Below are 24,879 nucleotides of genomic sequence, written 5' to 3' on the forward strand. Positions count from 1 at the left end.
GCGTTTAGATAAGTATACCCGCTGCACTGCTGGCTTCCCATTCGATGAATGCCCGGTTATTACAGATGCTGCTGTTTCTGGTAACCGCGTCTTTCATGCAGGATACGGAATTCTCAACCGGAAGGCGATCCAGGTACATACAGATGGCGTCTATATTCTGGTCTGTCATTTTGTGGGCGAGTGCGCTGGAAATAGCGAATAATGCTCCCGGTTCTGTCGGTACGGGGGCGCCGGTAGGGTTCAGGACGATCTCCTCCAGTGAGGGTAGTTGCCGGTATAACTTCAGAAATGCCCGATACTCAATGGCGAAAGCTTCTCCGGCGGCCCCTTTAAAGGCTTCAAACTCGAATTTTTCCGGAAGCCCTGCGGTTATTTGCTTTCCGACGAACGCTATTGTTCGTGGTGTGGGTGAGTTCCGGATTTCTTTAGTGGGTTCAAAATTGTCCAGCAATTCCGGCCGGAAGCGGACAAAGGCGATCAGCTCAGTCGGCATATGGTGTGCCAGGGCCCATTTTACCCAATCGTCCGTGTCCACTTCCAATTCCACGATTGCAGCGAAGCGGGATTTCACGGGTTCCAATAGGCCACTGACGGCGGCTTTGTCCTCCCTGCGGTTGGTAGCGGCGATAAAGGTCACCTGGTCGCTGATCTGGTGTCCATTGATCTGGCGGGCCAGTAATAATTGCATGCAGGCGGCCTGTACACTGGCAGGGGCTTGACCCAGGTCATCGAGAAAAAATACTGTCTTCTTTTGAGCAGTGATGATCTGATGGAGCTCGCCGTAGGGAAGAAAATCAGCTGTGCCGTTCTTTGTAGGAAAGGGCAGTCCCTTGTAGTCGGTAGGATCACTAACGACCGGGTGTGAAATGATCAATTCCGCCTCTGCTGCGATAGCCGCTTGCGTTGCGATATCGGATTTACCGATACCAGGTTTTCCGGTGATCAGTACCGGGAAATTGTTTCTGATAGCGAATTGGAGATATTCGCTTAAATCCTTTGGTTTCATATATTTGTTTTTTAGGTGACTTTTTTTTTAAAGTAGGATCAGTTTAGTTACAGCGTCAAACTGGGTTTACTTCCTGACGAGTTTCTTCAACCGGGTTCTAATAGTGCCACTATCCGGAATAAGCCCCATATCTTTCATAGACACATATTCTTGACCACAGACAATGATGTGCTCGATCAAGTTTATATTTAGAAGGCCACAACCGTAGGATAAACCTTTTGTTAGTTCTATATCTTCTTTGCTGGGAGTAGGTGCGCAGCTTGGATGATTATGAGAAATAATAATATTGCAGGCCATACATTTTGCACAAAGTGAAAACAGGATTCTTTTATCTACTAATACCTGGTTCATACTTCCTATTGATAGGCTATGATATCCTATCAGTCGTAGTTGGCTATCTAAAAAAAGAACCTTAAAGTCTTCTTTGATATATTTTTCATCTCCCCAAATTTTGAACAGAACTTCAGCTACAACATCAGCGGATTTGAGTTGTACACGTTTATTGGGAGATACTTTGGGCTGATAGGATAGCTTTATTTCAGCTATTGCACGATGAATACTTTTCATGATTGTTGATTTATGTTGTGCGTTCGTGTATTTATAATATCCGTAAAGGTGGTCGTTCAGACTAATGTTATCACCGTAAGTGAGCGTGTTGATATAGGGATATTTATTAAAATAAGTGTCAGGTGTTCGATGAACGCTATGGAGGAGGAGGAATAGGCGATCATATTATTCTCCTTTTAGATAAAGAATGATTTTATTGCGAGGTGATGATGGAGTACAGGATGTCATCTTCCCATTCAATGGGTGAGATGCCAGGTTCTATTAATTCTTCCTGCATGCTGTCGATAATACTTTTCAGAGAAGCTATTATTTCATTAGCAGTCCCTTCGCCTGAGATGGAGATTTTTAATGTCATGATGAAATTGTTTGAGGTAAATAAATATTGATATGTTCAGGTGCTATGTCCTCGTTACATCTCGTTCTGTAATCTTTTTCCCATCGCTACATGGCGGGTACGCATGTAAAAGGAAAGGCCCCAAAAACAGCGGCGCACAGCCCGATATATCCAAACACTAATGATGGCCTTTGTGAGCGACAAAAAAAATAGCACACATCGTTGTTGTGCGCTATTTTTTTTGTCGCGTGTGGGAAAATGAAAAGAGGCGCATCGTTCATGCGCCTCTTTTCATTTCGTGTTAGTGTTTGGATATTTCGGGCAGCCGCTACTTTCGCCCTTTCCTTTTACATGCGTACCCACCATTTAGGGAATTTTTTTTAATCGTTTTAGCTTTTAATTCCTCCCTTTCTTTTGATATCCACTATAACCGTTTTCCCTTGGGATTTTTGAATCAATTGTGCTGCTCTTTCAATTTGCTTTTTTGATTGCGCTTGCAGAGCTGAAAGCGCTACCAGCTGGTTGTTCTGGGACAGAACACGAATGTCCTTTTCTTTTGGCACCGCAACGATCTTATGTGTTTCGGGCTGACCGTTTATAAGCAGCTTTACTTCTTTTGCAGCGCCGGAAAGCAATGTATTATACAGATTCTTATACTCTACATCCCTCATTTTTTGGGGTAAGGGCATTGCTTTTAAGGCAGCGTCCATGTCGAAAGCCACGGATTTAAATGGTGAGTTGGGATCAGTTTTATCCAGGATGGTCCAATCGGTTCCGTTCTTGCTCACCCCTCTTCCATTAAGCAATTGAGCAGCCTCGGCTGCGGAAAAACGTGATCCCGTTGTTAGGGAAAATTGCTGCCAATAGTGCTTTTCAGCTGTCCTTTCTACTATGTTAGTGATTCTTTTTGCCGCGTCGAATCGTTCAAACTGGTAGCAGCCTGTTTGTGGGATCAGGTTGAAGTGTAGTATATAGTCTGTTTGAGGTTGCCGGATATCGGCATAGCGGATATGGAACCTGGGTAATCCTTGGGCAATAGATTTCTCCAGTATCTGTGAAACATCCTGTGTAAAACCGGCTACATGCATGTTTCGACTGAGTACCTTAAAGTTTTCTTGTATGCCAATTTGGTTTTGGAATGAATGTAACATCGCCTCGTTACGTTGCACTCCTACCAGGCGACCTAGAAGGAAATTATGCAACCAGCGGCGGATGCGCCCATATTGCAGGCTATTTCTAAAAGAAGGCCGCGCCAGCACCGTTAACCGCCTGATCTCATGGAGTAAAAACTTTCGTGTTGATTTTTCCGCTCTGTTAAGCCGGCGGTTATTTTGCTGAAGAAGGTCCTGATAAAATTGCTTTTTTAAATGAATCGCTTGTATATCGTCCCGGCTGCCGAATGGATTATTGATCCGGTACTGGATTTCTTGTTCCGCATAGAGGTAAATGGCCTCCTGAAGTCGGTTATTTGCCGGTTGCATAAATATCAGAGCGGTGTTGCCTTAAAAAGATCTTTATTTCGGATAGTAACAGCGATGCGGCGCCCTCCGTTTTCTTCCTGAAGTTCAAACGTTAGCTTTTTTTTATCCGGAACGGCTACCTGGGAAATAATGATATAATAGTCCAGTGAGGCTCTTCCCTCTATTTTTGGTAATTGATCCCAGTATATCGGTTGAACGGGAATCTGTTGTATGGAGGAACGACGGGTAATTTTTTTATCATGAATGCATAGGTTAGTCCAGTTCGCCCGGTAAGGAAGGGATGAATGGTTCCTGATATGAAACCGCAGTAACATCAGTTCATTTCGTATGTAAACACCTTGTAATGCTACCTGCATTTTAAACCTGGTGCTTTGCCGTGATTTTCTAGCTTTTTCTCCGGAGGCATCGGATATGAATTGTTGTAATTGCTGCTCGTTGATCCCGTCGCTGAAAACGGTGGGAACCAGCACGTCAGTGCGGTTACCGGGAAGAAGATAATAGGTTTGTGTTGCCGGCGCGGTGCTAAAGAAGACGTTAAAGGTATGTATTTTACCATCTTTCGTGAAAATATGTAGGCTGGTAGGCGGCATATGAATAGAATGCGCTTTTAGCTTAATAATATTTTCAGCTTCCGGAATCTTTTCCATCAGCAGCTCTGCGGATCCACAGTCTCCATCCCGAACTGGGAAAGGGAAAGCGATAACGGTAGTCGCGAGGTTTGTCACTTCAATTTTGTGAGCAGAGCCGGCAATCAATTTGGCGGGTAGCTCATGGGACTGCGCATAGGAGTAGCAGGTCCAGCAACATACAAGTAAACTTAACAGCACTGTTCTCATAAAACGATATTTTAATATTATTGAAGGAATACTTTGTGGCCGGCCTTGACCGTCACTTTCATTTGTTTGACTTTCTTACTGAGGAGGGATTTAAGGCTTTGGATACCCGCGGAGGTTGCCTGTGCAGCCACGGAGGGGTCGATGGTGGTCATGGAAAGTGACTGTACGGCTCTGCTCAAACCCTCTTTAGCAGCATCTCTGGTGATGGCGCCCGGCACATAAATGCCGGCGATACCATCGGTATCATAGGCCATCAGTTGAATGGAGAGCAGGGAATTGTTATGAATGATCTTATCCAGGTCAATCAGTAATCTCTCATTGGAGATAGCGCAGGTGCCGTATATAAAACTGCCCGCGGGGATTTCCTGTTGCCCGACATAGATGGTTTCCGCCAGCCGGAGCTTGATCGTTGATCCGTTATAAATAGTCTGGTCCTCATGTACTACAGCCTGGATAGCTGTTTTATACCTGGTGAGGGCTACTGGCGGCCGTTTCAATCCATAAAAGCCCGAAATGGAAGGATGGAAATCAGCGTGGCCCTGGACAGGTAAAGAGGCGGTGGTATCCGTGGCCTTTCTGTTGGGGGTGGCAGGGTGGTTGATCATGATAATCTTATCCAGCATGGATTCCAGGCGTTTCATTTCCTTGTCTTCGGTGGTATCCGATTGCAGCGTTGCCATCAGTTGCTCTAACCTGACGATTTCAGGGGATGTTTCTTGTAATGGTGATCTGTATTCACTTTCCGGCAGTTGATCTTTGCCGGTATCATTCAGCTCCTCCAGAATCTTGCTGAGCTGTTCATTTACTCTTTTCTCCTGCACATCCAGTTGCCTGGTCCGGGAAGTGCGGGAAGGTACGTCATCGGGGAAGTCAGGTGGATTGGACGCGGGATCAATGAGCTGATGGTCGTTTTGTCCTTTGAGTCTGCCCAATTTATGGATAGAGTCCGCCTGAAAATCCATGTAGGCTTCCAGTTTGGTTTTCTTCTCTTCTTTTAAATGCGGATTCGGCAACGTTGTATTCAGGCGGCTTACACTGTCTGTCGCGGCTGCATCTCCTCCGCCACTACGCTGCCATTTGGAGATCAGCAGGTAAAGTACAAGAAGGCTTATGGCAAATAATGGCCACAATACCAGTGATCGCTGGCGTATCAAATTCATTTTCATATCTATATGATTTATTTATTTTAATTATATCACCTGAAATACTATCCTGTTTATGTTTCCACTGGCGGTATTTGCGGATCATGAGAATATCCAGGCTATCGGGTAATGTGATATTCTGGGGGATGATGAGTGGTTGATGAGGATGTAGTTGCCGGCGTTGATGGGAAGACCGGGTCGTTAAGTGATAGAGGTTGAAAACTTGTAGCACAGTGATCAGGATACAAATCGTGCATAAGAGCCATACTTGCTGCCGGCGGGCACGTAGTTTTCCCCCCTTTTTTTTGGGCATCCCGTTCATGATCATCTTTTTGAAGTGCTGATATCAGTATTTTCCAGTACCCGCCATCGTTCAATCATCAATCCATGCGGGTTATTGTCGCTGGGTTGCGTCATCCGGATATAGCCTTCTGTAACCAATGTCCTAATGGTGATAGTGGTTGCTCTGACAATGCGCTGCTTGCCAGTATACCGGAAATACCAGGGTGTTTTATCAAGGTTGACCTCAATATGTTCACATTCAATTTCCTGGCTGATATTGGCTGATATGAGGGAAGAGTAATAGCCGCTTTCCCGCAGGTTTTTGTATTCATTAGTAGCTGAATGATCGGCCAGGTACAATGCTTTATTGATATTCTTTTTAATAACGGCATCGTCAGGATGAAGGGTGAAAAAATAGTGGTGAAAGGTTTTTACGTGATCTTTCGTTTCAATGGGCCAGTATTTACCTCTTTCCTCTGCAAAGGCTTCAAACAATTTTCCATTAGCAATGATGAATACGCTGTTATCCTTTTCCCTGATAATTTCCTGGTAAAACCAGACGGTAAATACGGAAAACAGCACGCTGCAAATGATAGCGACAATGGCAACTATGCGTGAAAGTTTAAAAGCGGATTCAATATTTCTGAATTGTTGGAACATACATGGAGCATTTAAGACTTGCCAGAAAGTTTATTGTAATTGTAGCCCCCTTCTGCATGATAGGGCTCTGAACTCGCAGCATCTGCCATGGAACTGGAATACATATCATTCCCGTAGGTAGAATGGCTCATACTTCCTGCGCCGGCACTGGAAGCGCCTGTTGAACCACCGGCGGCTCCCGCTGCTGCTATATTGACGCTGGTAAGTGCCAGGCTATTGACTTTTGCTACGATCGCATTGCCGCCAGCGGCATGTACTATATAATTGGCGATACTGGGGATGCAGAAGTAACTTACGACGCCAACTACCAGGAAGACCAGGTAAATGACATCTGTCTGTCCAAAGCTGGATACATGCCCCTGCTGAAGATCTGCCAGGTCTAATTGCAGCATTCCTTCCTGGATTTTATTAAGCATGGCGCCGAGTAGGTTGGCGATGGGTAACCATAGATAAATGTTTATATAACGGGCAATCCAAATAGGCAGGATGTGATGAAATCCGTCGTAGATGGACAGGCACAGCACAAAGGGGCCCAGAATGGATAATAACAGCAGAATAAATGTCCGTATGGCATCTATACAGATTGCCGCGGCGAAGTAGAGCAGCTGCAGGAGAAATGAGAAAATCAGTTTGGTAAGGACGTTCAGGCTGTTGGTAACAATAGATAGAGAGAAGGATAAAGCGCGACCAAGGGTTAAGCCTTCTGGCTTATCCTCTTCCTGTTCATATTTTCGCCAGTCTTCCTGGTTCCCGTGAAGTCCTACTAAATCTTGCCATTCTTCACTGTTGGTAATAGCCTCCTCTCTGTCTTTTAGTAGCATCTGAACAGGGTTACCTGATCTCATTACCATTGCTTCCGTGGCCATTACAGTGGGCGATAGAATGCCGTTCATAATACCCAACACATAGGGATAGAGCGTAATGATGGTAGCGATGACCAGCGGCCTGAGCAGAGAAAAAAAATCAATAGGTTCTGCTGCCGCCAGTGATTTCCAAACCCTGTACCCGATGTACCACAATGCGCCGAATGCCCCGATCGCCTGCGCGATGGTCAAAAGATCCTTTGATAGCGGCAGCATGTCCCTATACAGTGCATCCAGGAGATACTGAAACTTCTTCATTTCTCCGGAAAATATCTGGCACTTTGCTGTCAGAGGCGCCCCGACCAGCATGATGCATAACTGAAAGACGATAAACTTTGCTCTATTCATCACTATTTCATTTTTCCATTTCAAAATATTCCTGAAGCGATTGATACTGACTTTTCGCTTTGTTGCGCTGCGCAGCCAACAGCGTTATCTTTTGCTGGAAATAATTGGAGAAGTCAACTTTACGTTTCATATCGTCATATATCCGGTCAATGGCGGAAAGTCGTTCTGCATCATTCATCCGTAGCTGGTTAGCGGTGATCACCATCAGCAGGGCATCCAGGTTGTTTAAAGAACCCTCGATCAGCCTAGCGTATACTTCTTCCAAATACCGCAGTTCACCTTCCTTAAAGAGTTGATCGATCGTGTAACGCCTAAGTGCTTCTTTGGAATGCCGCAATAGCTGCTGTTGCAGGGAAACAATGTCCACCACCCGTTTGTATTTCTTTACCGTAGGGCTGACGCTTAATAGCCCATCCAGGAACGTCTTGTGTAGCGAAAAATTCCCCTCTGAAAGGTCTTTGATCGTGTTGTAGCCCGTTGATAATATGGTATACCCTTTGTACATCTGTTCCAGCAGGCTCTTTAGCTGGTTCAGCTTTTGGATATTCAGCATCAACTGCTGGATTTCAGCAGACTGGGCTTTTGCTGTTTTGAACCCGACAAGAAAAACGAAGGCGACGGTAATTCCTACCAGGGAAGGCACTTTGAGCATAACACACTTCATTAATCGTGAACAGTATGCAGTTGACGTAAGGATTCGAGGCTGGTGTAGACCCCGCGTTTTTGGTGGGACAAGAGGTGAGATTGGTTAACAATGCGAGATAACCACTCCTTTTTGTTCATGATACCGGTATAGATGTGCTCAATCCTGCTTAGTCTTTCGGTATCGTTCATACGGAGTATGTTGTCAGTAAGTACGTCCGCTATTAGCGTCGCATCATCTTTTAGATACAAAAGCATATTATCCAGTTGTCCGGTAATAGCCATTCTGTCGGCGGAGGAAATAAAGGTTTGGCCGTAAAGGAATTCCCGGAACGTTTTCACCTTTTGCTGTATCAGCATAATTTCCGCTACACATTGTAGAGAAGGTGTATGTTTTCTGATAACTTGCTTTACGTAATATTGATCTGAAAAGAATAAATGATGCAAGTTAAAATCCCCTTCCTTCAGCTTTCCGATAGTATACAGTCCTTTATTGACAATATCATAACCCTTCTTAGTATATTCCAGCAATAGCTGAAGCTTTATGATCTGCCTGGTGAGATATTTTCTTTCTGTTTTATTTTGGTTAAATATGGACTGCGCATCGCAGGTAGCTACTACTACCGTCAAGCTGATTGCGAGCCATATGTATGCAAATCGTTTCATAATTTTCTTTTATGATTCTTTGTCTGGCTGTTCTCCCGTTGCAACTGTGCTAGTATCTTGACAGCGGGGCGTTTCTTAACTTCTTCTAAGAGGTATTTGTGGATGTCGTTGGCTGGAGGAATGGGATAACGGGGTGTTCCGATAAAAGTTTTGGATATAGAATCAATTTCTGCATGAACAGACTTGATATGCAGATCTTCGGAAGAAGGATGATAGTAATAATGCAGCCGGTAGTGCATGGTTTCCGCAGGTATATCCGTTTGCAGTTTCCCTTTTACGATAAAGTCATGTTTTTTGCCGGTATCCTTTCCCGATTTTCCAATTTCTGCATAGAATTTTCTGGTAAGAGAAGCGTCATTATATCCACATTCTTTCAGGAGACTTAATTCCGCTTCAATCATGTCCCGCATTCTGTTCTCCGTATCTTCCCTGACCGTACTACGGATCGTATCGCTTAGTAGCTTCACTCGTTGATAAAGTTCTTTTGCATTCCATACGTCGCTTCCCTGTTCGATGGGTACGGACAGCGGGATGCCATTAAACAATGCTTCTACTTCTTTCAGGGATAATTGGGATAAAAAGGCATCATACTGGTAGCGGAAGGTGAACAGCACAATATCCTTTTTCTGGTTAAAGAACCCGAATGTATGGAAGGTCACAGGTTCTGTATCAAGCAATGTCATGTCCTTATCCAGCAAGTTGTTGATTTCCGTTTTGAGGTATTCTTTATAAGCGCCATCCGGTTCTCCGTTCTGCAGGCCATTTTCATGATAGCCATTCCATTTCAGCAGCAAAGCCTGTTCTTCTATGATAGCATCCAATTCTTTCATATTCCTGCTTTTTGATACCATTGCTGTAAAGTATCCAATTCCGCCTTTGACCGGGCGCGTTGCAAGCTCAACAAACGGTTTCGCTGGTTAAACTGCCGAAGTGACGCTAAGTGCGTGTCCAGCGCCTCACTGGTTTTCCGGATCATCTCCAATCGCTCCCCGTCAGACATTTGTACGCTGAATGATTTCATGACCGATACAATATCGTCTACACTACCAATGCTTGCTTCCAGGATGTTAGTGTAAACATTATAGATGTAGGTCATCTCCGCCTCTGAAAAGTTTTTGTCCTTACTTACTACTAGCCAGGCATGTTTATACTCCTCAAAAAGTTGCTTTTGTGTGTCAACAATGTCAGTAAACTGTTTATAGGAAATGATGGATTTTACACGCCACAATTCGTCGAAATATTCCTGGTAGATCTCCTTTTGTCTTTCCGTCCAATCAGAAATTTCCTGTAGTTTCAGTTTGGACAGCGCATTTTCGATTTGTCGTTGTGCATTCTGAAGATCAATGGTTTTACTCTGCGCTTTTTGTATGCCGAGATCGATAGCGCGAATCACTTTTTTAGTTAGTATTTTTATGGCCTCCAGCACCACCACTTGTGAGTGTGCTGTGCGCGCCGTAAAAAGCAGCACACCGGCGACCAGAATCGCTTTATATAATGGAGCACGCATAGATTTAAATTTTGTGAGTTCACTGTTACGCCCTTACGGGGGAAGGTGTCGCATTTTGCCTCATTTCAGCAGCCAGCATGGAAATTCCCCTTTTAATACTGCCGTATCGTTTTGTGTATTCCTGTACCTGCATCTTCTCTCTTTCCTCCGTCGTATAAGTCAGGTACTCTTCCAGGCTCACTTCTGTTCTGTATACCTTACTGATCACGCCGCCCAGAGAAATAAAAACTTCCTTATACTTTTTGGTTGGGTCATTGGCCTTGTTCATAGAAAGAATCAGCGTTTTTTCTTTATCGGTCAGGCCGAGTAATTCCTGTATCCGGTCGAACTTATTGATGTATTTGGACTGATCGAGCAGAATCTTGCAGTCACTATTGTTAATGATAGCATCCTTGACAATGGGGGAACTGATGATATCGTCTACTTCCTGTGTAACGACTACGGCTTCTCCAAAAAACTTTCTGACGGTCTTAAACAAATAGCGGATATACTCTGCCATGCCCTGCTTGGCAATCGCTTTCCATGCCTCTTCTATGAGGATGATCTTGCGAATACCTTTCAGCTTCCGCATTTTGGAAATGAAGAGCTGTGTAATAATGATCGTCGTAGTTGAAAATAAAATGGCGTTCTCCTTAATATTATCCAGTTCAAACACAATGAAGGGTTGTTCCAGCAGATTGAGGTTTTCTCTGGCATTTAACAGATAGTCGTATTCACCACCGCGGTAGTAGGGCTTTAAAACGTAAAGGAAGTTGTCAATATCAAAGTCTTTTTCCTTTATGCCCTCCTTGCGCAGCGCAACCATGAAGGTTTCCTGTAGAAATTCATAAAATGTATTAAAGCACGGAAAGACTGTCGGATTGGCCTTGAGATAATCTAAATACGCCTGGAGCGCGCTGGATAGCGAGATATATTCTGATCGTGTGAAAGATTCATCCTCTTTTTTCCAGAGCGCCAGCAAAAGGGTCTTAATACTTTCCTTTCTTTCGGTATCCAATCCTTCCTCACCGATAAAGAAGGGATTGAATTTTATGGGATCATTTTCCGAATAGGTAAAATAATAGCCATTTACCAGTTCGCAGAGCCCCCGGTAACTATGTCCCACGTCCACTACTACGCAATGGGCGCCACGTTCAAAGTAGCTTCTTAGGTAATGATTACAGAAGAAACTTTTTCCAGCACCACTCCCTGATAATAGAAATTTATTTCTTGAGCTAGTGATACCCCGCGCCAAAAATTCATCTGATATGTCGACGTGCTGTGGCAGGCCGCTGATGCGGTCCCCTAACCGCAACCCAATGGGTGATAAGGAAGTTCGGTAGTTGGTTTCCTGTATAAAAAAGCAACTAGCCTGTTCTGCGAATATGTCGAAGGTTTCGCTTGCAGGAAGATAGGCTGCTCCTCCGGGCACGCCGGCGAAGAAGATTTGTGGTGCAGTCACGGATTCCTGCTTGGCCCGTGCATCCATTTGTGCCAGGGCTGCGGAAATATTGTTGCGGATTTCCTTTTCTTCACTTTTATTATCTGTCCAGGCAAGTATGTTATAGTGTGCCTTTATAGGCAGGCGCTGTTGTGAAATGGCTTCATTCAAAAACTGGTTGACCGCATCCCGGCTAAGACTGTTTTCCCGTGAGTAAGCAGACAGCGATTGCAGGCGCAGACGTTTGCTCTCCAACTTTTTGATGGTTTGTTGCGCATCCTCTATCAACAAGTACTGATTATAGATATGGTTACAATTCAGCAGCAGACCCAGTGGAGCGGCCAGTGAAACAGAGAACTTGGTTTTGTCGGTACTGTACTTATCGTAATTAGTACGGGGGCCACATAACGATGGCATATCTTCAATATCAGCCAGCGTGAACAGTTGGGTATGAAGATCCCCGATTTTTAGTTCATCCAGCAGTTCTATGTCCCGGATCATTGGGGGCTGGTCCTTGTGGAGCAAGAAACAATACCGTTCTATCAGGCCAGGGCTATCTGTTGTCCCGATAAGGTCGGGGGTATTTAGCCTATGTGCCTGAAAGTAGGTGCTGTCTTCCAGGATTTTGAAGAACTGACCAGCTTTATCAATGAAAGTTTGCAGTTCCCTGGTGTCAATAGTTTGGTTAGGTACAATGCCAGACCGGATCAGGCTGGATGATAAGGGAGAAGCGGAATGTTGCCCACGTGCCCTTTTTGTCAGGAAGAGGTAGCACTGGTGATCCAGGTAAGGACGCTCGTTGAAATACCGCTCGCTACATTTAGATAAAAAGGAGCTGTCCGGGTCTGAGAAATCAGACTGGTATGTGGCTTGCATAAACCAGTCCTGTTTATGCAGTATGGTATGCACCGGCAATAAACGGATGGCCTTCAGCCAGGTCTGATGCAGTGCCTCATAATCTTTATCAGACAGCGTAAAGATCTCCGGTAATGTGAGCTGGTAGGCCAGTGTGATATCTCCCTGCCGGGAAAGCAAACAATCTTTTTCAATTTTGTATAGCGGCAGAACGTCTTCCAGTTTTTTTCTCTTCCTCATAATCTCTTTCACTTAAATGGGTAAAACATCGTGTGGTAGAAGCGCTGATATATGCTGGCAGCCGCTTCCTGGATGTATGTTTTATTAATCCATGCTCCCCGAACTTTTTACTGAACCGCTGAATGCCGGTATATAGTACGGCGCCAGTGGGAATCACTATTCCCATACAGAGATAAGTATGCAGGCCGGTAATATATAACACGGCAAACAGCAGCAGGAGCGCCACCAGCCCGATAGCCAGATAAATAATATACTGCGCTTTGATGCCTTTGAATTCTATGCTACGGCTAATGCCTTTGTTAATAGAATATACTGTAGACATAGAACAACGATTAACCTATACCAAAAAATGATCTTAAGGCCGTTGCCACGATGACCAGGAAAATGCAGGCCCCAAACCAGCTCGCAGCAGCTTTAGAGGTGTCCTGATCCCCACTTGACCACTTATTATAGACTTTAACGGCACCAATCAATCCTACGACTGCTCCAATTATATAGAGTAGTGTTACGCCGGCTTCGAAGTAATCATTTAATAGATCGGTTGCAGATTCAATGCCGGCAACGCCATCTGCTTGTGCCAGGCAGTTAATGACCGCAAATAGTAGTACTGCGAATAGTAATAAGAAATTTCTGGCGACAATACGTTTCCTTCCGCGCAATTTTCTTTCACACATACGTATTTTTATTTTTGAATTTGGAAAAATATAGAAAGCCCGCCTGCATTGTCACTCAGCACTTTCCGATTCACTAGCAGACGGGCTTCACCTCACCAACAACCAACCACCCTCCTGTTAGTTCCAAAGCGATTGTATTTCCTCAGTTGTTAGTTTAATCCCGCAATCTCTTTCGACAGATAAAGCGATATAAGTATTGATGGAATCGAAATATTCTGTGTCCAGCAGTAACTGGTAAGGCTGCACGATTGATCTGATCTTGGTGCTTACTTCTTCGGGATTGGGCGGCTGGGAAGCAATATGGTTGATAGTATCCTGGATCTTATCCACAATGTTTTCTGCTTCTTTTAAAAGTATCGTATCCTCATCTTCCAGTATTTCGAGCCCGGTTTCGTCTTCCGGTTCGGATATCAGGACATGGTCGGCGGCGGGAGGAAGTGACATAGGAGGAACCGTTTGCTGTGCTTGTTGCATCCGGGGAATAATATCTGTATGCAATGGTGTGCTTTCTGCAAGTACGGTTTTGATATTTTGTGGCTTCAGTATTCCTTTTCGGTACAAAAACCAGTAATATATGACTAACAGGCCAATGACAATTACTAATGCCGCTTCCATCTGGCTACTTTGAATTAACATAAAATGCTTTTTCAGTGAAACAATCAAATCATTCATGTTTCAAAGATGGGGTGAAGAAGAAGCGATATTTCAGAGTATTATCCGAGGCTCGGAAAAATAATTTTACTTTGATGGTTTATACTGCTGGTGCATTTTATCCATTCTTTCTTTCAGTTTTACTACCAATTTGTCCATAAAAACGGCTTCCTCCTTTTTGCGGGAGAGGATTTCCTGAAAGGTGCGGGATGTGTTTTTGAGTTCGATAGAGAACATTACTTCAAAAACTTCGAATATTTCATGCAGGGATTCTTCCAGTATATTGGCTTCTTTACAGGCGTAACCGAATTCGATGAGTCCCACTTTGGGCCCTTTCCAGGTCAGCTGTCGCTTGTTCCCCGGAGGTTGAACTTTGGCGGCACCAGCAATGGGTGTCATGGCGTGCTGCAAATAGGCGCTGAGCATATCGTTGGCTATGATTCGGGAAAACAAGTAATCTTTGGCCGTAGAAAAGTCGGGATCTGCGTCGATATGCTTGTAAGAAGGAAGGAATATGCCCGTGGTGGGGTTTCTGGCAAAGTATTCCTTATCCAGATAGGTGGCGCCCATGCGGTAGTAGAGGTATATGTCCCGGTGGTAGTCGGAAAAATGCTGTATCCGTTTCAGATGCTTTTGGTAATATTTATCCAGTTGCGGGCGGTTTCCAGCTGGCTTTCTTAGCTCGATCTCCCAAATTTTACTGTAGTAGATCAGTTGACCGTGAAAACGGGGTTTAACAGACTTGAAGAAATGAATTTCCTGTTCCTCCGAGAGAAGCGGGTACTTACGGAGCTGCGTTCTCAGCGCTGTCAGGTGCCGGAGGCAAATGCCTATGCAAGGTTGGCAGTACTGAAGAGGAGATGAATCAGTTGTATTGACTACTCTCAGGGCTGCGAGTAATTGTTGATAGGCTTGCTCCCAGTGGGTTGCAGAAGGCGTGTCTTTGGATTTCATACTACGCTGTTTAATTATTCTAACAGAATCACAAAAACAACACCTGATGCAGATTACCGGGTAATTACCTGTAATTACCCGTAATTACTTTTGTGTAAGGAAATTACCTGGATTACTGAAGTTCATTAAGATTAGTTTGTTTTACTCTCGTTTTCAGTACGGTGGTTAATTTCTCCAACCATTCAATAATTTCCAATATGGATTGAAGGACGGCAGCATTTTTAGAATAGAATTGCGTGTGAAAGGAATTTTCCGATATAGATCTTTGCCCGGCGGTGGAAAAATGAGCAGCAAAGAATCGAATAATATCCTTTGGTTTAGCTTCAGGAAAGAAGCGGATCGTATCGAGAGCGTTTGCCAGTTGTGCCAGCTGGAGAGAGGTAAGGGGAACCTGTAAGGTGGTAGCGTTGTGTGATTCGTCTGGAAAGGAGGACTGTGTCAGCAGTGTTTCTTTATCGATCAGGTACTGATACTCTTCCTCAATAACAGAAAGGACCTGGTGTACAATAGAAGGTTGTCCCGGCAGCAGATTCATATCGGGTTTTTGGTGTAGTCTTCGCAAGGTGCTTACATACCAGTTGACTTTCTCTACGCGGTCTGTCAGGGAGGGTAAGGCTTCTAGTTTATCGTGGAGTCGATCCGTACAGAAAATCCGGTATTCGACATTATTGAAATTGAGATAATACAGCTTATAATGGATTTGCCAGTTCAGATCATTTTTGTCCGACATATCCAGTAAGGGTAACCACTCATTGATGAATTCCTGGAAATACAGCAATGTCCTGTAACTGTAGGGATTGTGATTCCTTTTCAGAAACTCGTTGAGCGGCCGGAAAGCCACGTCCAGTAAATCTTTTTCAAGATTCTCCCGGAAATACAATTGTTTGAGCTGTTGGAAATTGAAATCTATAATGGATTTGGCATTTTGGAGAAAGGAAGTCGGTAGCGGCAGATCTTGGTCGATATACTGCGTATAATATTTTAGCAGATGCGAAAGGATTTTCTCCAGTGAAAACTGAAGGTTCTGATAAAGTTCAGCGAGTAGCGGATTGTTCTGAAGTACAGAATGGTGATTATATTCTTCTACCACATCCATAAACCGTAGCAGGTCCAGGTGGTTGGCCTGAATGTAACGCTCCGCGGGTTTGGGTTTCAACAGGTGTACCTGTGTTTGGAAGGCTTTAGTGACCTGGTGCGCCTCTTTTGCTATCCAATCGTTCCAGCCCTGGATATCTGTGACTGAAGGAGAAGCGCCATTAAGTGCGATGGGGTTGATACTTGCTATAAAGTGCTCTAATTCATGAATTTCAAATTTTATCATGGAGTTGCCATTTATGGTTAAACAAACCAGATAATTATCTGAACGGTATACAGGATAAATTAATCTGTTGGGTTATATAATACATATGTTATTCATACCAAATATTTAGTGATAAGTCTGAACCCACCCGCAAAAAAAGGATTGCGACTCATCCGTGGAAAAATGAGGCTTGGGGGGTAGGGAGGATCATTGTTTCGGTGACTATTTAGTTCGTCATTCAAGCTAAGATGTTGTAAGGTATTAAATTGTAGGCACTTATCAAAAAAAACGAACTTATCCGTGAGGGTTGATAGTTTACATTGTATTTGTAAAAATACTATACTTTTGCCTGTAGGATATTCATTATGTGATCATTAGATATTAGTACCATAGCGTGGTACTGATTTTAGCTATATTGGTTCTAATTTTATTTATTGAGTTGCAGGTGTTCCCTTTTTTAGTTGCCGGCTGAACTCAAATTAACACATCCCCAAAATTGGAGTAGAGTGGAAATGTGACGCAAAACTTATATCTTATTGAATTATTTTGCAAAATAATGAATAGACTTATACTTATTGGAAATGGGTTTGACCTAGCACATGGAATACCTACACGTTATAATGATTTTTTGTTGGGATACCTCAAACGAGCATTTGTCGAGGCGGGGAAAGGAAAGAATTATCAGGACAAGCTGATGATGATTGATGCGCATCTGTATAGCGAACAAATTGGAAATCGTGGCGGTTTACCGCAGACTACGGATGAATTGTTAGACTACTGCTACCAAAATGGGTTTCTGGAAGAGCTGTTATATAAACGTAAAGTTCCTTTCGGGTCACAAGATGTCTTTACAAATTTTACGGTAAATATTCATTCTGATTTTTTCAAATTCCTGTTGACAAAATGTAAAATTTCCAATTGGGTTGAAATTGAGAATGAATTTTATTTTCAGTTAAGTAAAATTGTGCAAATGCAAGATGAGCATTTAAAGGAAAAGGCTTTACGTGCATTAAACGAATCGATGGATGGCCTTATCAAGGCGCTTCAGAAGTATTTAAGTACCATAGAATGCAAGGCCGAGAATAGTAAGTATGAAAATATTTTAAGGGATTTTATCTCACTTAAAGAAATACCGCTGGTGAAATTGGAGGGCTATACGCAACCCCAACAAACCATGATACTCAATTTCAATTATACTTCAACGATTAATCGGTATGTTGAACGCCTCGACAAAAGTTTACAGAATACGATAAAAATCAATAACATTCACGGAACTTTAAGTGATCCCGATAATCCAATGGTATTCGGTTTTGGGGATGAGTTAGATGAATATTATAGTTTAATGGAGAAGTCACGTATCAAAGGTTTTTTTAAGTACATCAAATCATTCTGGTATTTCAGAACGGAAAACTATCACGACCTGATTCGTTTTATAGAATCGGACAGTTACGAAGTCGTCATATTAGGGCATTCCTGTGGCTTATCTGATAGGACTATGCTGAATATGGTATTTGAACATGAAAATTGTAGGAGCATCAGAATATATTATTATGAGAACGGAATACATAATAACTTTAATGAATTAACAGAAGAAATAGCCCGGCATTTTTCTAATAAAACTTCTTTGAGAGCGAAAGTGATTCCCAAGCCTAAATGTGTTCCAATGCCACAAGCACCTGTTTCTGTACATCAAGAAGTCCTATCCGTGGGTAAACCCGTAAGCTGAAAAGCAAGGAGTTGGTGGATGATCTCTTGCATGAGGAAGGCCAGCGTCCCACCTTGATTCCAATTTTTTGCAATTGCGGTTGAAACAGCCTCACATGGTATCGAATTTATTGCGATCATAACTTGATAACAATTGCTTTCACTACACCCCAAACTTCAAATTCATCATCCCCCTTTACCAGGTATGGCGTGTACGCGCTGTTCTCCGGATGTAATACCCATCCAGCGCGGGATTTCACCAGTCGTTTGATGGTAAATTCTTTGTTCAGCAGGCCCACTACTATATCACCATGATGCGCCTTTTTACCTCTATCTACGGCAACGACGCTACCATGTGGCATATGAGCTTCTTCCATGCTGTTGCCGTTTACACGAATAAGGAAAACAGAGGGTGTAAGGCTTAATAGTTCTTCTGGTGTAATTTCATTTTCGTGGTAGTCCTGGGCCGGACTTGGGAAGCCGGCGTTGATAGCGGTATCAAAGAAGGGGATTTTATGGACGTGTTTTCCCGACCGCCCTGTGGCAGTTTTCTCTACTGTTCTCATGTCGCTAAATTTACTAGCAATATTAACTAAAATTTTTAGCATTCAAATTGTTTGTTCTCAAATCACAATTTTACCCTGGTTGGTCTGCCTTCAAAGAGAGAAAAATTGATCATTTTTGTTTGATTTTCACCTGAATATGGATAGCATTGGTTTGAGCTCTGTATGCTGCGACATTATTGCCGGGTAATTTTTTTCCTATACCCATAGTGCCGAGGACCGACCCGGATTTTATTCTGTGTTATTTTCTTGACCAGCTTGCCGTTTATGTACACTGCCATGTCTGATACGAGGAAATTAAACCCAAAACGATTGAGTGTTTTTAGATTCACAGAGGGGCAATCGTCAAAATAGTGGCGAATTTTAGTAATATAAACGTCCATGTTACGGGATATGAGATAGTTATATTTTCCCCATACTTCGGTAGCGATTTGTTCTTTGCTCAGTGGTTCATTGGGATGTTCCATGAAGAATTTCATGAGATTTCTGGTGCGGTCCGTTAGATTTTTCCTTATAGGTCCCTGCATCAGCACATGTTCGTTATAATCAAATATGGTATTTTTTTCAAACCTGTATTGTGCCGTAAAGCCAGATCCTATTTTTTTGGAACGGCGCAACCATACGGCGATACGAAGCAAGAGCTCCTCTAAACAGAATGGCTCTGTCAGGCAGACATCAGCGCCAGCCTTGTAACAGTCTATCCTGTCAGTGTCGGCTTGCGTTTCCACCAGCAAAAATATGGGTATGGTGCTATTCATATTTCTGATTTTTGTTATTAAGGTGGAGCCGTTTGTCTGTGAAAATGTAGTTTTTATGAGGCACAGATCAAAGAGATATCTTTTAAAACAGGCAGCTGCTAGTTCCATATTGGTACAATGAATCACCTCGTATCCGTATTCCTCTAAATGATTTTTGGTAGTTTTTTCTCGGTAATAGTCGGGTTCAACTAAAAGGAGCTTTACTCGTATATCTTTTATCTCCATTGGATTTCGTTTTGGCACTAAACAATGATTGATCGTTTTTGGGCGGGCACCCTGAATACACTAAATCCCTTCCTTAGAAAAGGACGGGCTTCATATGATCTTACTTTTCGATTATGAAATGTGCATCGTACCTCCGAAGTTTCGAAAGTATGCTGCGTATTCTTGTCTTTACCGTACGTACCTATAGGGATGTTTAATGCCGCGGCCAGGTCAGACCCGGTAAAGCCGTAATAATATTTTAATTGAATGATCTTCACTTCCTGTTTATTTAATGAGGCAAGCATGATGCTGATATCGGGATATACGGGAAAGTCCCTGTAGCAAGACATACAGGAAATGCGATTGGGGGGGTACGTCCTGCGTTCCTGCGATATCGTTTTGGCATATTTGCTTCGTAGAAAACCAATTGTTGCATGTTGGGCAATATTTGCCATCCAGGTAAATGGCATCCCTTTAGCCGGATCGTAATTGTTCCTATATAGAAAGATTTTGTAGAATGTTTCCTGCAGCAGATCTTCTCCATAAATTTTATATCGATCTCCTAGCAGACGGCATATTTTTTTCTTTAAGGCGGGGTGATACTGTTGGTATAAGTCCGTAAATGTTTGTCCAACATCTCGAAGGGAATGACTGATACCATTGGGCGCCGAGAATGAGCGCGATTGGATGGGTAGTATTGGGTTTATATATCTCATTTGTCTTAAATATTAACGGAGACAAAAACTACTTTACTACTATAAGACAATATATGGGGGAAATGGGGTGAAATTGATTACTGTATTTTAGGATAAGATTGATTAAATAATTGATAATAATATATAAGAGTGTCCGATTTCTGCATGTACACGAATTCTCACCGTCCTCCTACTTCCATTTAGAAGATGATCGATCAAAAAAGAGAAAATTTGCTAGATTTGCTGGGCCACACTCATCAGCTGAAGGTGCTGGTAACAGTTGCCGGTATGACGGGTGTAACCAGAAGGAATGAGCCGGAAAATTGGATTTATTGTAAGAATTCTTGATAGAATGGTAGTAACAATGAAAAAACGTTCATTCGTAACATTGCTTCCTTATGTCATTTTACTTGCCATCTTATGGTTGACTATTCTGTATTATGGTTTTTAAAGGTACGGTATTTCAGAAGCTCTGGCAGGAATTTAAGTGTTAAAGGCGCCTCCGATGGAGCAGCAGGATAATCAACTCCCGATGTAAAAAGCGACAGCTGAAATAGAAATAGTCCAGATGCATAACATCACGTTGATTGGTACAAGGCATGCAGAATGTGGCAAATGCAATTCAGATGAATTGTATCAGATTATTGGGAATATACAACCTGAAGTAATATTTGAAGAAATTCCTCCGTCCTTCTTTGATGCCTATTATATAAATAAAACTCGAAACAATTTAGAGACAGACGCTATAAATAAGTATTCAGAAACCCATAAGGTAAAACAAATACCGGTAGACTGTGATAATGTACCTTCTGAATCTTTTTTTCAGGATCATGGTTATATGCTTAAACGGATAGAGGGCCTTATAGATATAAACGGCTTTAATTATCGAAGTTTAGTCGATTCTAACTGGGCATATGTACAAAAGTACGGTTTCAAGTATCTCAATAGTGTTTGCTGTATTAACATGAACGATGAGATATACAATACGATAGAAAAAAGTTTGCAAATATTGAACAACGGTAAACTATTTCAAACCCATCAATTAATGAGCGAAATTAACGAGAAGCGGGAAACGGTTATGCTTCAAAATATTTACAAATATAGTGAAGGCCATAGCTATGATAAAGCTATATTCATTTTAGGGGCCGGTCATAGAAAATCAATTATGCAAAAAATTCAGAAATATCAGAGGTCAGAAGAATTAAAGCTGAATTGGACGTTTTATATGTAATAGTTAATGTTTCTGTATCCTCCTGGCCGTGGCATATACATATGTGGACTGTCACCGCAAGGCTATAGCTGCAAACGGATAAGTTTATCAGCAAACAATCGTCGATCGGCGTTCATAAATGATTGTATGATGGGCATATGGCATTCTTCGTATTGATTTCCAGAACCACAATAACATCTGGATCGCTGGTCTTTACCTTCAAGCAGTAGTTCTACTAGCTGTTCTCCCACGGATTTGTATTTATACCAAAGAGGGGAGTTTACCTCTCTTCTACCTTCGGATGTTTCGGGTGTGTTGGCTAGAATCAGATTCCTTAATGAATCCACTGCTATGAAATCATCCACGATCTTATTATTTGTGATGTTCAGTTTAATGGTATCAATCACTCTTCCATCATAATTTATCCTATCGTCTGGTATAAAGAGCGTATTGTCAAATGCTGGTGTAGATGGCGTTACGTCAATTAGATTACCCAAAGGATTCTCCCATACAGCATGGTGAATGGCATCTACCGTGAACTGTGACTGAATCACTATCCAGCCGTATTGCAATCGTCCGCCCTTTAACAACACTTTCTGCGCAACGTTTTTATAACAGAAATTTATTTGGGCATTCTCCAGTGGGATCACAGGTACGTGCAGCATTTCATATTCAGAATTTATGTGATCAGCCATTTTCAGGGTGTGTTCTGTGATGGAATTTGTAAACATGATTAGTAATTACGGTAATGGGTGATTTTTATTTTCGTAAGTAATATACTAAAAGTAGGCTACCTTTTTCTTAATGTGAAGTTAAGGTGATTCGATTCCACTCTTAAATGCCTGACAATAATGCTTATTTCACCCCTGTCTTTGGCTGCTCCATCACACCTAGAAAGTGGTGCCCCAACCAATCCAGCAGCATAAACTCTCTTTGTTCCGCTATGCCGAGGTCGGATGAAAAGAAGGCGTTCATTTTATCAAACGCTTCACTATGGCTATAGTATCGTATATTTTCTACTAGCCGGCGACGCATCCAGGGAAAAAAGGAGGTAAGGATTTTCCATCTTCCACTTTTCGGCGTGATGCTTACGAAGCGTGTAATTCCCACAGATACTTGCAGTGTATAATTTGCCGCCAGATCAAACAGGCACGACTGATGCTCTTTTACCATAATGCTTCCATTCCAGGTAATACCTGAAACCAACGCAAAAACCAATGTGGAGGTACTTGCCGGTGAAATGTGGAATGTACGTTCCCCCATTGAATGAACAATTACATGCTTTACTTCAAAATTGCTCAGTGAGAGGCTTTCTACTAGTATCAGATTTTCCGGGGAGAAAAATTGCACAGCGATATCGCTTCCCTTTATATATTGAGGGACTTCCGGATTTTCATCGGGGGATACCGCGGTAAGCTGTAGCTGATCAAAGGTCATGACAATGGAATAATACTGAAAATAATATTTACTGCTGCAATAGGATCGCAGTCATGAACGGGGCCGCTGCACCTGCGATCGACCAATCCAAGCCAAAGCCTCGGCAGGTGTTTAAGCGCAGCGGCACCTCCGAAACCCGCTCTGGAATAGGGTTGATCGGCTAGAACCCAATACCACTACGGGGCTTGATGCCTAAGTGGTTCTTGAAAAGAACGGCTGACAGTGAGACCCGCTCTGGGACGGGATCGGTCAAAAGCCAATACTACAGCGGAATTTGGTGCCTCGGTCGAGAAGACATGACTATAGGAAGATCCTCACATCAATTATCCGAAAATGCTGTATTGTTCCTTTCTAAACTGCTCAGTAGCAACTGGTCGATCTCCTGCTGCAGCTCGGGTGAACATTCTATATGGTGTAGCCGAAAGAATTCATCCCAACCGGTGGCCTCAGGTGCGGGGCTTATACCATTCGCCTCCTGGACGAGTATGATTTCTCCATTCTCATCTTGCGCCAGTGTAAACTTCTCTTTCGTATTTGTGAGCAGGCGAGCCAGTTCACTTTCTACAAAGAATTCAACGGCATAAAGTATGCTCTCCTTACGGAGTATTTCATACAGGCGATAGCAAATATATGGCACGGAGAAGTGCGTATCTCTGCTGATCTCCCGGCATATTTGATGGTAGATTCCGGTTGACATAATGGTAAATTTCATAGCACGTTTTATTTGATCGTAATGCGTCTGGTCGGTCAGAAGACACGACCAGGAAGACCACTCCCTCCTCCTTAAACATCTGCCGAGGCATCTAAGTCTACGACAAGAGATTCAGCATCCAATCGGTCAGCTATTTGATCTTCCAAGAACTGGCGGTGATCCTTCACATACTCCATGTAGAATATGCGGAAAAACTGTTCCCAGGTCCACGTAGATCCTTCGGGGCTAATAGTCGCTCCGTCTTTGAATACTATCTGTTCTCCCCCTACTTTCGGTACCAGGTCAAATTCACCTCTTCGATTCAATAAAAAGCTGAAAAGGTCACTTTCTACGAAGAAGGCAATGGCCGTCTTGATATCCCGTTTGTACAGCTCCAGAAACACCAGGTGGCATACGTAAGGCACCGGCATATGAAATTCATCCGCCAGCTTGTGACATATTTGGTGAAAAGATCCGTTGGAAGAAAAGATATTGTATATCATGGAATTTGATTTTACTTATGATGCTGTGATTCGGTTGTGTCTTCTGACCAACCACCAGTGGCTCATTCCCTGTATCCGATGCATGTAGGTCAGAAGACGCGACATGGAAGGTGATAAGAAAATGCCGCGGGAAAAACCCATGGCCATAAGAAATAACCAGCCATTGCATCTGCTGGCCGGCCAGAGGAAATGGTCGGCTGTACTGGAAAGCTGTAGACAACTTTTTGTATAACATTTTTCAATTATTTATGATCCAATCCCACCTCCAGGGTGCCGTGGTTGTGTCTTCTGACCAACCACCTGTGCCCCGGTGTGCCGGTGCTGGTCTACAGCGGCTTGAGCTGGTCGGTCGAGCATGCTAATAAAATGGCGAGGATAGACATCCCTACCAGGTTATGCATACATTAGACATGAGACTTTTTTGCGCAGGTCGGTCAAAAGACACGACCTACAATACCGAATATATTTTGATTGTTATTTCCAGGTCGTGTCTTTTGACCGACCTGCATCACATCAGTTTTATTGTTTTCTACAATGCATCCGCTTTTCGTATGCTGATCGACCTGCCTCCCATCGGAGGTGTCGCTGCACTTCATGACCGATCACCACATATACTACTAAAACCCTGGTTGATACCAAGGTTTTCTTTTCTCAAAACTAATCGCGGAGCTTTTCAGCTCACAAGT

The 24,879-nt window shown here is 43.0% G+C and carries 27 protein-coding genes; 2 read left to right on the plus strand and 25 right to left on the minus strand.

The genetic code is table 11. The features are described from left to right. Positions 1–4 precede the first annotated feature (4 nt). The 18 genes from CCY01nite_RS03765 to CCY01nite_RS03845 form a co-directional block, all read right to left on the minus strand. Positions 5–1,006, minus strand: a complete 1,002-nt coding sequence (locus CCY01nite_RS03765) for an AAA family ATPase (protein ID WP_146857955.1) — start codon at positions 1,004–1,006, stop codon at positions 5–7. A gap of 66 nt (positions 1,007–1,072) precedes the next feature. Further along, positions 1,073–1,573 carry a JAB domain-containing protein gene (locus tag CCY01nite_RS03770; RefSeq protein ID WP_146857956.1) on the minus strand — a complete coding sequence of 167 codons (501 nt, stop codon included), beginning with the start codon at positions 1,571–1,573 and terminating at the stop codon, positions 1,073–1,075. A gap of 193 nt (positions 1,574–1,766) precedes the next feature. Continuing rightward, entirely contained in the window at positions 1,767–1,928 is a 162-nt protein-coding gene (locus CCY01nite_RS26530) for a hypothetical protein (RefSeq protein WP_186830881.1), read from the minus strand. 368 nt (positions 1,929–2,296) lie between these two features. Further along, positions 2,297–3,388, minus strand: coding sequence for a hypothetical protein (locus CCY01nite_RS03775; RefSeq protein ID WP_146857957.1), 1,092 nt, complete (start codon positions 3,386–3,388; stop codon positions 2,297–2,299). A 5-nt stretch (positions 3,389–3,393) separates the two neighbouring features. Then, complete coding sequence (locus CCY01nite_RS03780) at positions 3,394–4,224, minus strand: DUF4138 domain-containing protein (RefSeq protein ID WP_146857958.1); 831 nt, start codon at positions 4,222–4,224, stop codon at positions 3,394–3,396. Between the two features lie 17 nt (positions 4,225–4,241). Then, positions 4,242–5,390, minus strand: coding sequence for a conjugative transposon protein TraM (gene traM, locus CCY01nite_RS03785; protein WP_146857959.1), 1,149 nt, complete (start codon positions 5,388–5,390; stop codon positions 4,242–4,244). Positions 5,391–5,690: 300 nt separating this feature from the next. Next, positions 5,691–6,308 carry a conjugative transposon protein TraK gene (traK, locus tag CCY01nite_RS03790; protein WP_146857960.1) on the minus strand — a complete coding sequence of 206 codons (618 nt, stop codon included), beginning with the start codon at positions 6,306–6,308 and terminating at the stop codon, positions 5,691–5,693. A gap of 11 nt (positions 6,309–6,319) precedes the next feature. Next, positions 6,320–7,519 carry a conjugative transposon protein TraJ gene (traJ, locus tag CCY01nite_RS03795; protein ID WP_146857961.1) on the minus strand — a complete coding sequence of 400 codons (1,200 nt, stop codon included), beginning with the start codon at positions 7,517–7,519 and terminating at the stop codon, positions 6,320–6,322. A 7-nt stretch (positions 7,520–7,526) separates the two neighbouring features. Continuing rightward, a complete protein-coding gene (locus tag CCY01nite_RS03800) occupies positions 7,527–8,072 on the minus strand; it encodes a TerB family tellurite resistance protein (RefSeq protein ID WP_246129843.1) in 546 nt (181 codons plus the stop codon). 110 nt (positions 8,073–8,182) lie between these two features. Further along, positions 8,183–8,827 carry a hypothetical protein gene (locus CCY01nite_RS03805; protein ID WP_146857963.1) on the minus strand — a complete coding sequence of 215 codons (645 nt, stop codon included), beginning with the start codon at positions 8,825–8,827 and terminating at the stop codon, positions 8,183–8,185. Then, positions 8,824–9,657 (minus strand): hypothetical protein, encoded by an 834-nt coding sequence (locus CCY01nite_RS03810; RefSeq protein WP_146857964.1) that lies wholly within the window; start codon positions 9,655–9,657, stop codon positions 8,824–8,826. The genes CCY01nite_RS03805 and CCY01nite_RS03810 overlap by 4 nt, the downstream gene beginning before the upstream one ends. Next, on the minus strand, positions 9,654–10,334 hold the full coding sequence (locus tag CCY01nite_RS03815) for a conjugal transfer protein TraI (protein WP_146857965.1): 681 nt from the start codon (positions 10,332–10,334) through the stop codon (positions 9,654–9,656). Before CCY01nite_RS03815 ends, CCY01nite_RS03810 begins: the two co-directional genes overlap by 4 nt. Positions 10,335–10,359: 25 nt before the next feature. After that, the gene (locus CCY01nite_RS03820) at positions 10,360–12,849 is read right to left on the minus strand and encodes a TraG family conjugative transposon ATPase (RefSeq protein WP_146857966.1); all 2,490 of its coding nucleotides are present in this window, start codon (positions 12,847–12,849) and stop codon (positions 10,360–10,362) included. Continuing rightward, entirely contained in the window at positions 12,800–13,171 is a 372-nt protein-coding gene (locus tag CCY01nite_RS03825; protein WP_146857967.1) for a DUF4133 domain-containing protein, read from the minus strand. The genes CCY01nite_RS03820 and CCY01nite_RS03825 overlap by 50 nt, the downstream gene beginning before the upstream one ends. 10 nt (positions 13,172–13,181) lie before the next feature. After that, positions 13,182–13,523, minus strand: a complete 342-nt coding sequence (locus CCY01nite_RS03830) for a DUF4134 domain-containing protein (RefSeq protein ID WP_146857968.1) — start codon at positions 13,521–13,523, stop codon at positions 13,182–13,184. Positions 13,524–13,640: 117 nt separating this feature from the next. After that, entirely contained in the window at positions 13,641–14,195 is a 555-nt protein-coding gene (locus CCY01nite_RS03835; protein WP_146857969.1) for a hypothetical protein, read from the minus strand. 66 nt (positions 14,196–14,261) lie between these two features. Further along, positions 14,262–15,128, minus strand: coding sequence for an RteC domain-containing protein (locus CCY01nite_RS03840; RefSeq protein WP_146857970.1), 867 nt, complete (start codon positions 15,126–15,128; stop codon positions 14,262–14,264). Positions 15,129–15,240: 112 nt separating this feature from the next. After that, a complete protein-coding gene (locus CCY01nite_RS03845; RefSeq protein WP_146857971.1) occupies positions 15,241–16,449 on the minus strand; it encodes a hypothetical protein in 1,209 nt (402 codons plus the stop codon). A 535-nt stretch (positions 16,450–16,984) separates the two neighbouring features. Between CCY01nite_RS03845 and CCY01nite_RS03850 the strand changes: the two genes are divergently transcribed. Beyond that, on the plus strand, positions 16,985–18,154 hold the full coding sequence (locus tag CCY01nite_RS03850) for an AbiH family protein (protein ID WP_146857972.1): 1,170 nt from the start codon (positions 16,985–16,987) through the stop codon (positions 18,152–18,154). A gap of 115 nt (positions 18,155–18,269) precedes the next feature. Here CCY01nite_RS03850 and CCY01nite_RS03855 read toward each other — a convergent pair whose 3' ends face one another. From CCY01nite_RS03855 to CCY01nite_RS27075, 3 genes are all read right to left on the minus strand, one after another. Next, positions 18,270–18,698: a LexA family protein gene (locus CCY01nite_RS03855; RefSeq protein WP_186830882.1), complete on the minus strand. Its 429-nt coding sequence runs from the start codon at positions 18,696–18,698 to the stop codon at positions 18,270–18,272. A gap of 173 nt (positions 18,699–18,871) precedes the next feature. Next, entirely contained in the window at positions 18,872–19,678 is an 807-nt protein-coding gene (locus tag CCY01nite_RS03860) for a response regulator transcription factor (RefSeq protein WP_146857974.1), read from the minus strand. 17 nt (positions 19,679–19,695) lie between these two features. Beyond that, positions 19,696–20,373 (minus strand): RNA polymerase sigma factor, encoded by a 678-nt coding sequence (locus CCY01nite_RS27075; protein WP_146857975.1) that lies wholly within the window; start codon positions 20,371–20,373, stop codon positions 19,696–19,698. Between the two features lie 547 nt (positions 20,374–20,920). On the opposite strand from CCY01nite_RS27075, the gene CCY01nite_RS03870 reads away from it, so the two are divergent. Then, positions 20,921–21,583, plus strand: coding sequence for a hypothetical protein (locus CCY01nite_RS03870; protein ID WP_146857976.1), 663 nt, complete (start codon positions 20,921–20,923; stop codon positions 21,581–21,583). A 62-nt stretch (positions 21,584–21,645) separates the two neighbouring features. Here the strand turns inward: CCY01nite_RS03870 and CCY01nite_RS03875 are convergent, their stop codons facing one another. The 4 genes from CCY01nite_RS03875 to CCY01nite_RS03890 form a co-directional block, all read right to left on the minus strand. Further along, positions 21,646–22,293, minus strand: a complete 648-nt coding sequence (locus tag CCY01nite_RS03875) for an SEC-C domain-containing protein (RefSeq protein WP_146857977.1) — start codon at positions 22,291–22,293, stop codon at positions 21,646–21,648. A gap of 124 nt (positions 22,294–22,417) precedes the next feature. Further along, positions 22,418–22,999 (minus strand): hypothetical protein, encoded by a 582-nt coding sequence (locus CCY01nite_RS03880; protein ID WP_146857978.1) that lies wholly within the window; start codon positions 22,997–22,999, stop codon positions 22,418–22,420. A gap of 319 nt (positions 23,000–23,318) precedes the next feature. Then, positions 23,319–23,711, minus strand: coding sequence for a hypothetical protein (locus tag CCY01nite_RS03885; protein WP_146857979.1), 393 nt, complete (start codon positions 23,709–23,711; stop codon positions 23,319–23,321). 71 nt (positions 23,712–23,782) lie between these two features. After that, positions 23,783–24,193, minus strand: coding sequence for a hypothetical protein (locus tag CCY01nite_RS03890; RefSeq protein ID WP_146857980.1), 411 nt, complete (start codon positions 24,191–24,193; stop codon positions 23,783–23,785). Positions 24,194–24,879: the final 686 nt, after the last annotated feature.

Origin of the sequence: Chitinophaga cymbidii (assembly GCF_007992715.1) — a bacterium.
In the GTDB taxonomy this organism is placed as follows: Bacteria; Bacteroidota; Bacteroidia; order Chitinophagales; family Chitinophagaceae; genus Chitinophaga; species Chitinophaga cymbidii.

Coding starts and splice junctions, on each gene's coding strand:
- CCY01nite_RS03765 (WP_146857955.1), bottom strand. CDS start 1,006: ATGAAACCAAAGGATTTAAGCGAATATCTCCAATTCGCTATCAGAAAC.
- CCY01nite_RS03770 (WP_146857956.1), bottom strand. CDS start 1,573: ATGAAAAGTATTCATCGTGCAATAGCTGAAATAAAGCTATCCTATCAG.
- CCY01nite_RS26530 (WP_186830881.1), bottom strand. CDS start 1,928: ATGACATTAAAAATCTCCATCTCAGGCGAAGGGACTGCTAATGAAATA.
- CCY01nite_RS03775 (WP_146857957.1), bottom strand. CDS start 3,388: ATGCAACCGGCAAATAACCGACTTCAGGAGGCCATTTACCTCTATGCG.
- CCY01nite_RS03780 (WP_146857958.1), bottom strand. CDS start 4,224: ATGAGAACAGTGCTGTTAAGTTTACTTGTATGTTGCTGGACCTGCTAC.
- traM (WP_146857959.1), bottom strand. CDS start 5,390: ATGAAAATGAATTTGATACGCCAGCGATCACTGGTATTGTGGCCATTA.
- traK (WP_146857960.1), bottom strand. CDS start 6,308: ATGTTCCAACAATTCAGAAATATTGAATCCGCTTTTAAACTTTCACGC.
- traJ (WP_146857961.1), bottom strand. CDS start 7,519: ATGAATAGAGCAAAGTTTATCGTCTTTCAGTTATGCATCATGCTGGTC.
- CCY01nite_RS03800 (WP_246129843.1), bottom strand. CDS start 8,072: ATGCTGAATATCCAAAAGCTGAACCAGCTAAAGAGCCTGCTGGAACAG.
- CCY01nite_RS03805 (WP_146857963.1), bottom strand. CDS start 8,827: ATGAAACGATTTGCATACATATGGCTCGCAATCAGCTTGACGGTAGTA.
- CCY01nite_RS03810 (WP_146857964.1), bottom strand. CDS start 9,657: ATGAAAGAATTGGATGCTATCATAGAAGAACAGGCTTTGCTGCTGAAA.
- CCY01nite_RS03815 (WP_146857965.1), bottom strand. CDS start 10,334: ATGCGTGCTCCATTATATAAAGCGATTCTGGTCGCCGGTGTGCTGCTT.
- CCY01nite_RS03820 (WP_146857966.1), bottom strand. CDS start 12,849: ATGAGGAAGAGAAAAAAACTGGAAGACGTTCTGCCGCTATACAAAATT.
- CCY01nite_RS03825 (WP_146857967.1), bottom strand. CDS start 13,171: ATGTCTACAGTATATTCTATTAACAAAGGCATTAGCCGTAGCATAGAA.
- CCY01nite_RS03830 (WP_146857968.1), bottom strand. CDS start 13,523: ATGTGTGAAAGAAAATTGCGCGGAAGGAAACGTATTGTCGCCAGAAAT.
- CCY01nite_RS03835 (WP_146857969.1), bottom strand. CDS start 14,195: ATGAATGATTTGATTGTTTCACTGAAAAAGCATTTTATGTTAATTCAA.
- CCY01nite_RS03840 (WP_146857970.1), bottom strand. CDS start 15,128: ATGAAATCCAAAGACACGCCTTCTGCAACCCACTGGGAGCAAGCCTAT.
- CCY01nite_RS03845 (WP_146857971.1), bottom strand. CDS start 16,449: ATGATAAAATTTGAAATTCATGAATTAGAGCACTTTATAGCAAGTATC.
- CCY01nite_RS03850 (WP_146857972.1), top strand. CDS start 16,985: ATGAATAGACTTATACTTATTGGAAATGGGTTTGACCTAGCACATGGA.
- CCY01nite_RS03855 (WP_186830882.1), bottom strand. CDS start 18,698: ATGAGAACAGTAGAGAAAACTGCCACAGGGCGGTCGGGAAAACACGTC.
- CCY01nite_RS03860 (WP_146857974.1), bottom strand. CDS start 19,678: ATGGAGATAAAAGATATACGAGTAAAGCTCCTTTTAGTTGAACCCGAC.
- CCY01nite_RS27075 (WP_146857975.1), bottom strand. CDS start 20,373: ATGAGATATATAAACCCAATACTACCCATCCAATCGCGCTCATTCTCG.
- CCY01nite_RS03870 (WP_146857976.1), top strand. CDS start 20,921: ATGCATAACATCACGTTGATTGGTACAAGGCATGCAGAATGTGGCAAA.
- CCY01nite_RS03875 (WP_146857977.1), bottom strand. CDS start 22,293: ATGTTTACAAATTCCATCACAGAACACACCCTGAAAATGGCTGATCAC.
- CCY01nite_RS03880 (WP_146857978.1), bottom strand. CDS start 22,999: ATGACCTTTGATCAGCTACAGCTTACCGCGGTATCCCCCGATGAAAAT.
- CCY01nite_RS03885 (WP_146857979.1), bottom strand. CDS start 23,711: ATGAAATTTACCATTATGTCAACCGGAATCTACCATCAAATATGCCGG.
- CCY01nite_RS03890 (WP_146857980.1), bottom strand. CDS start 24,193: ATGATATACAATATCTTTTCTTCCAACGGATCTTTTCACCAAATATGT.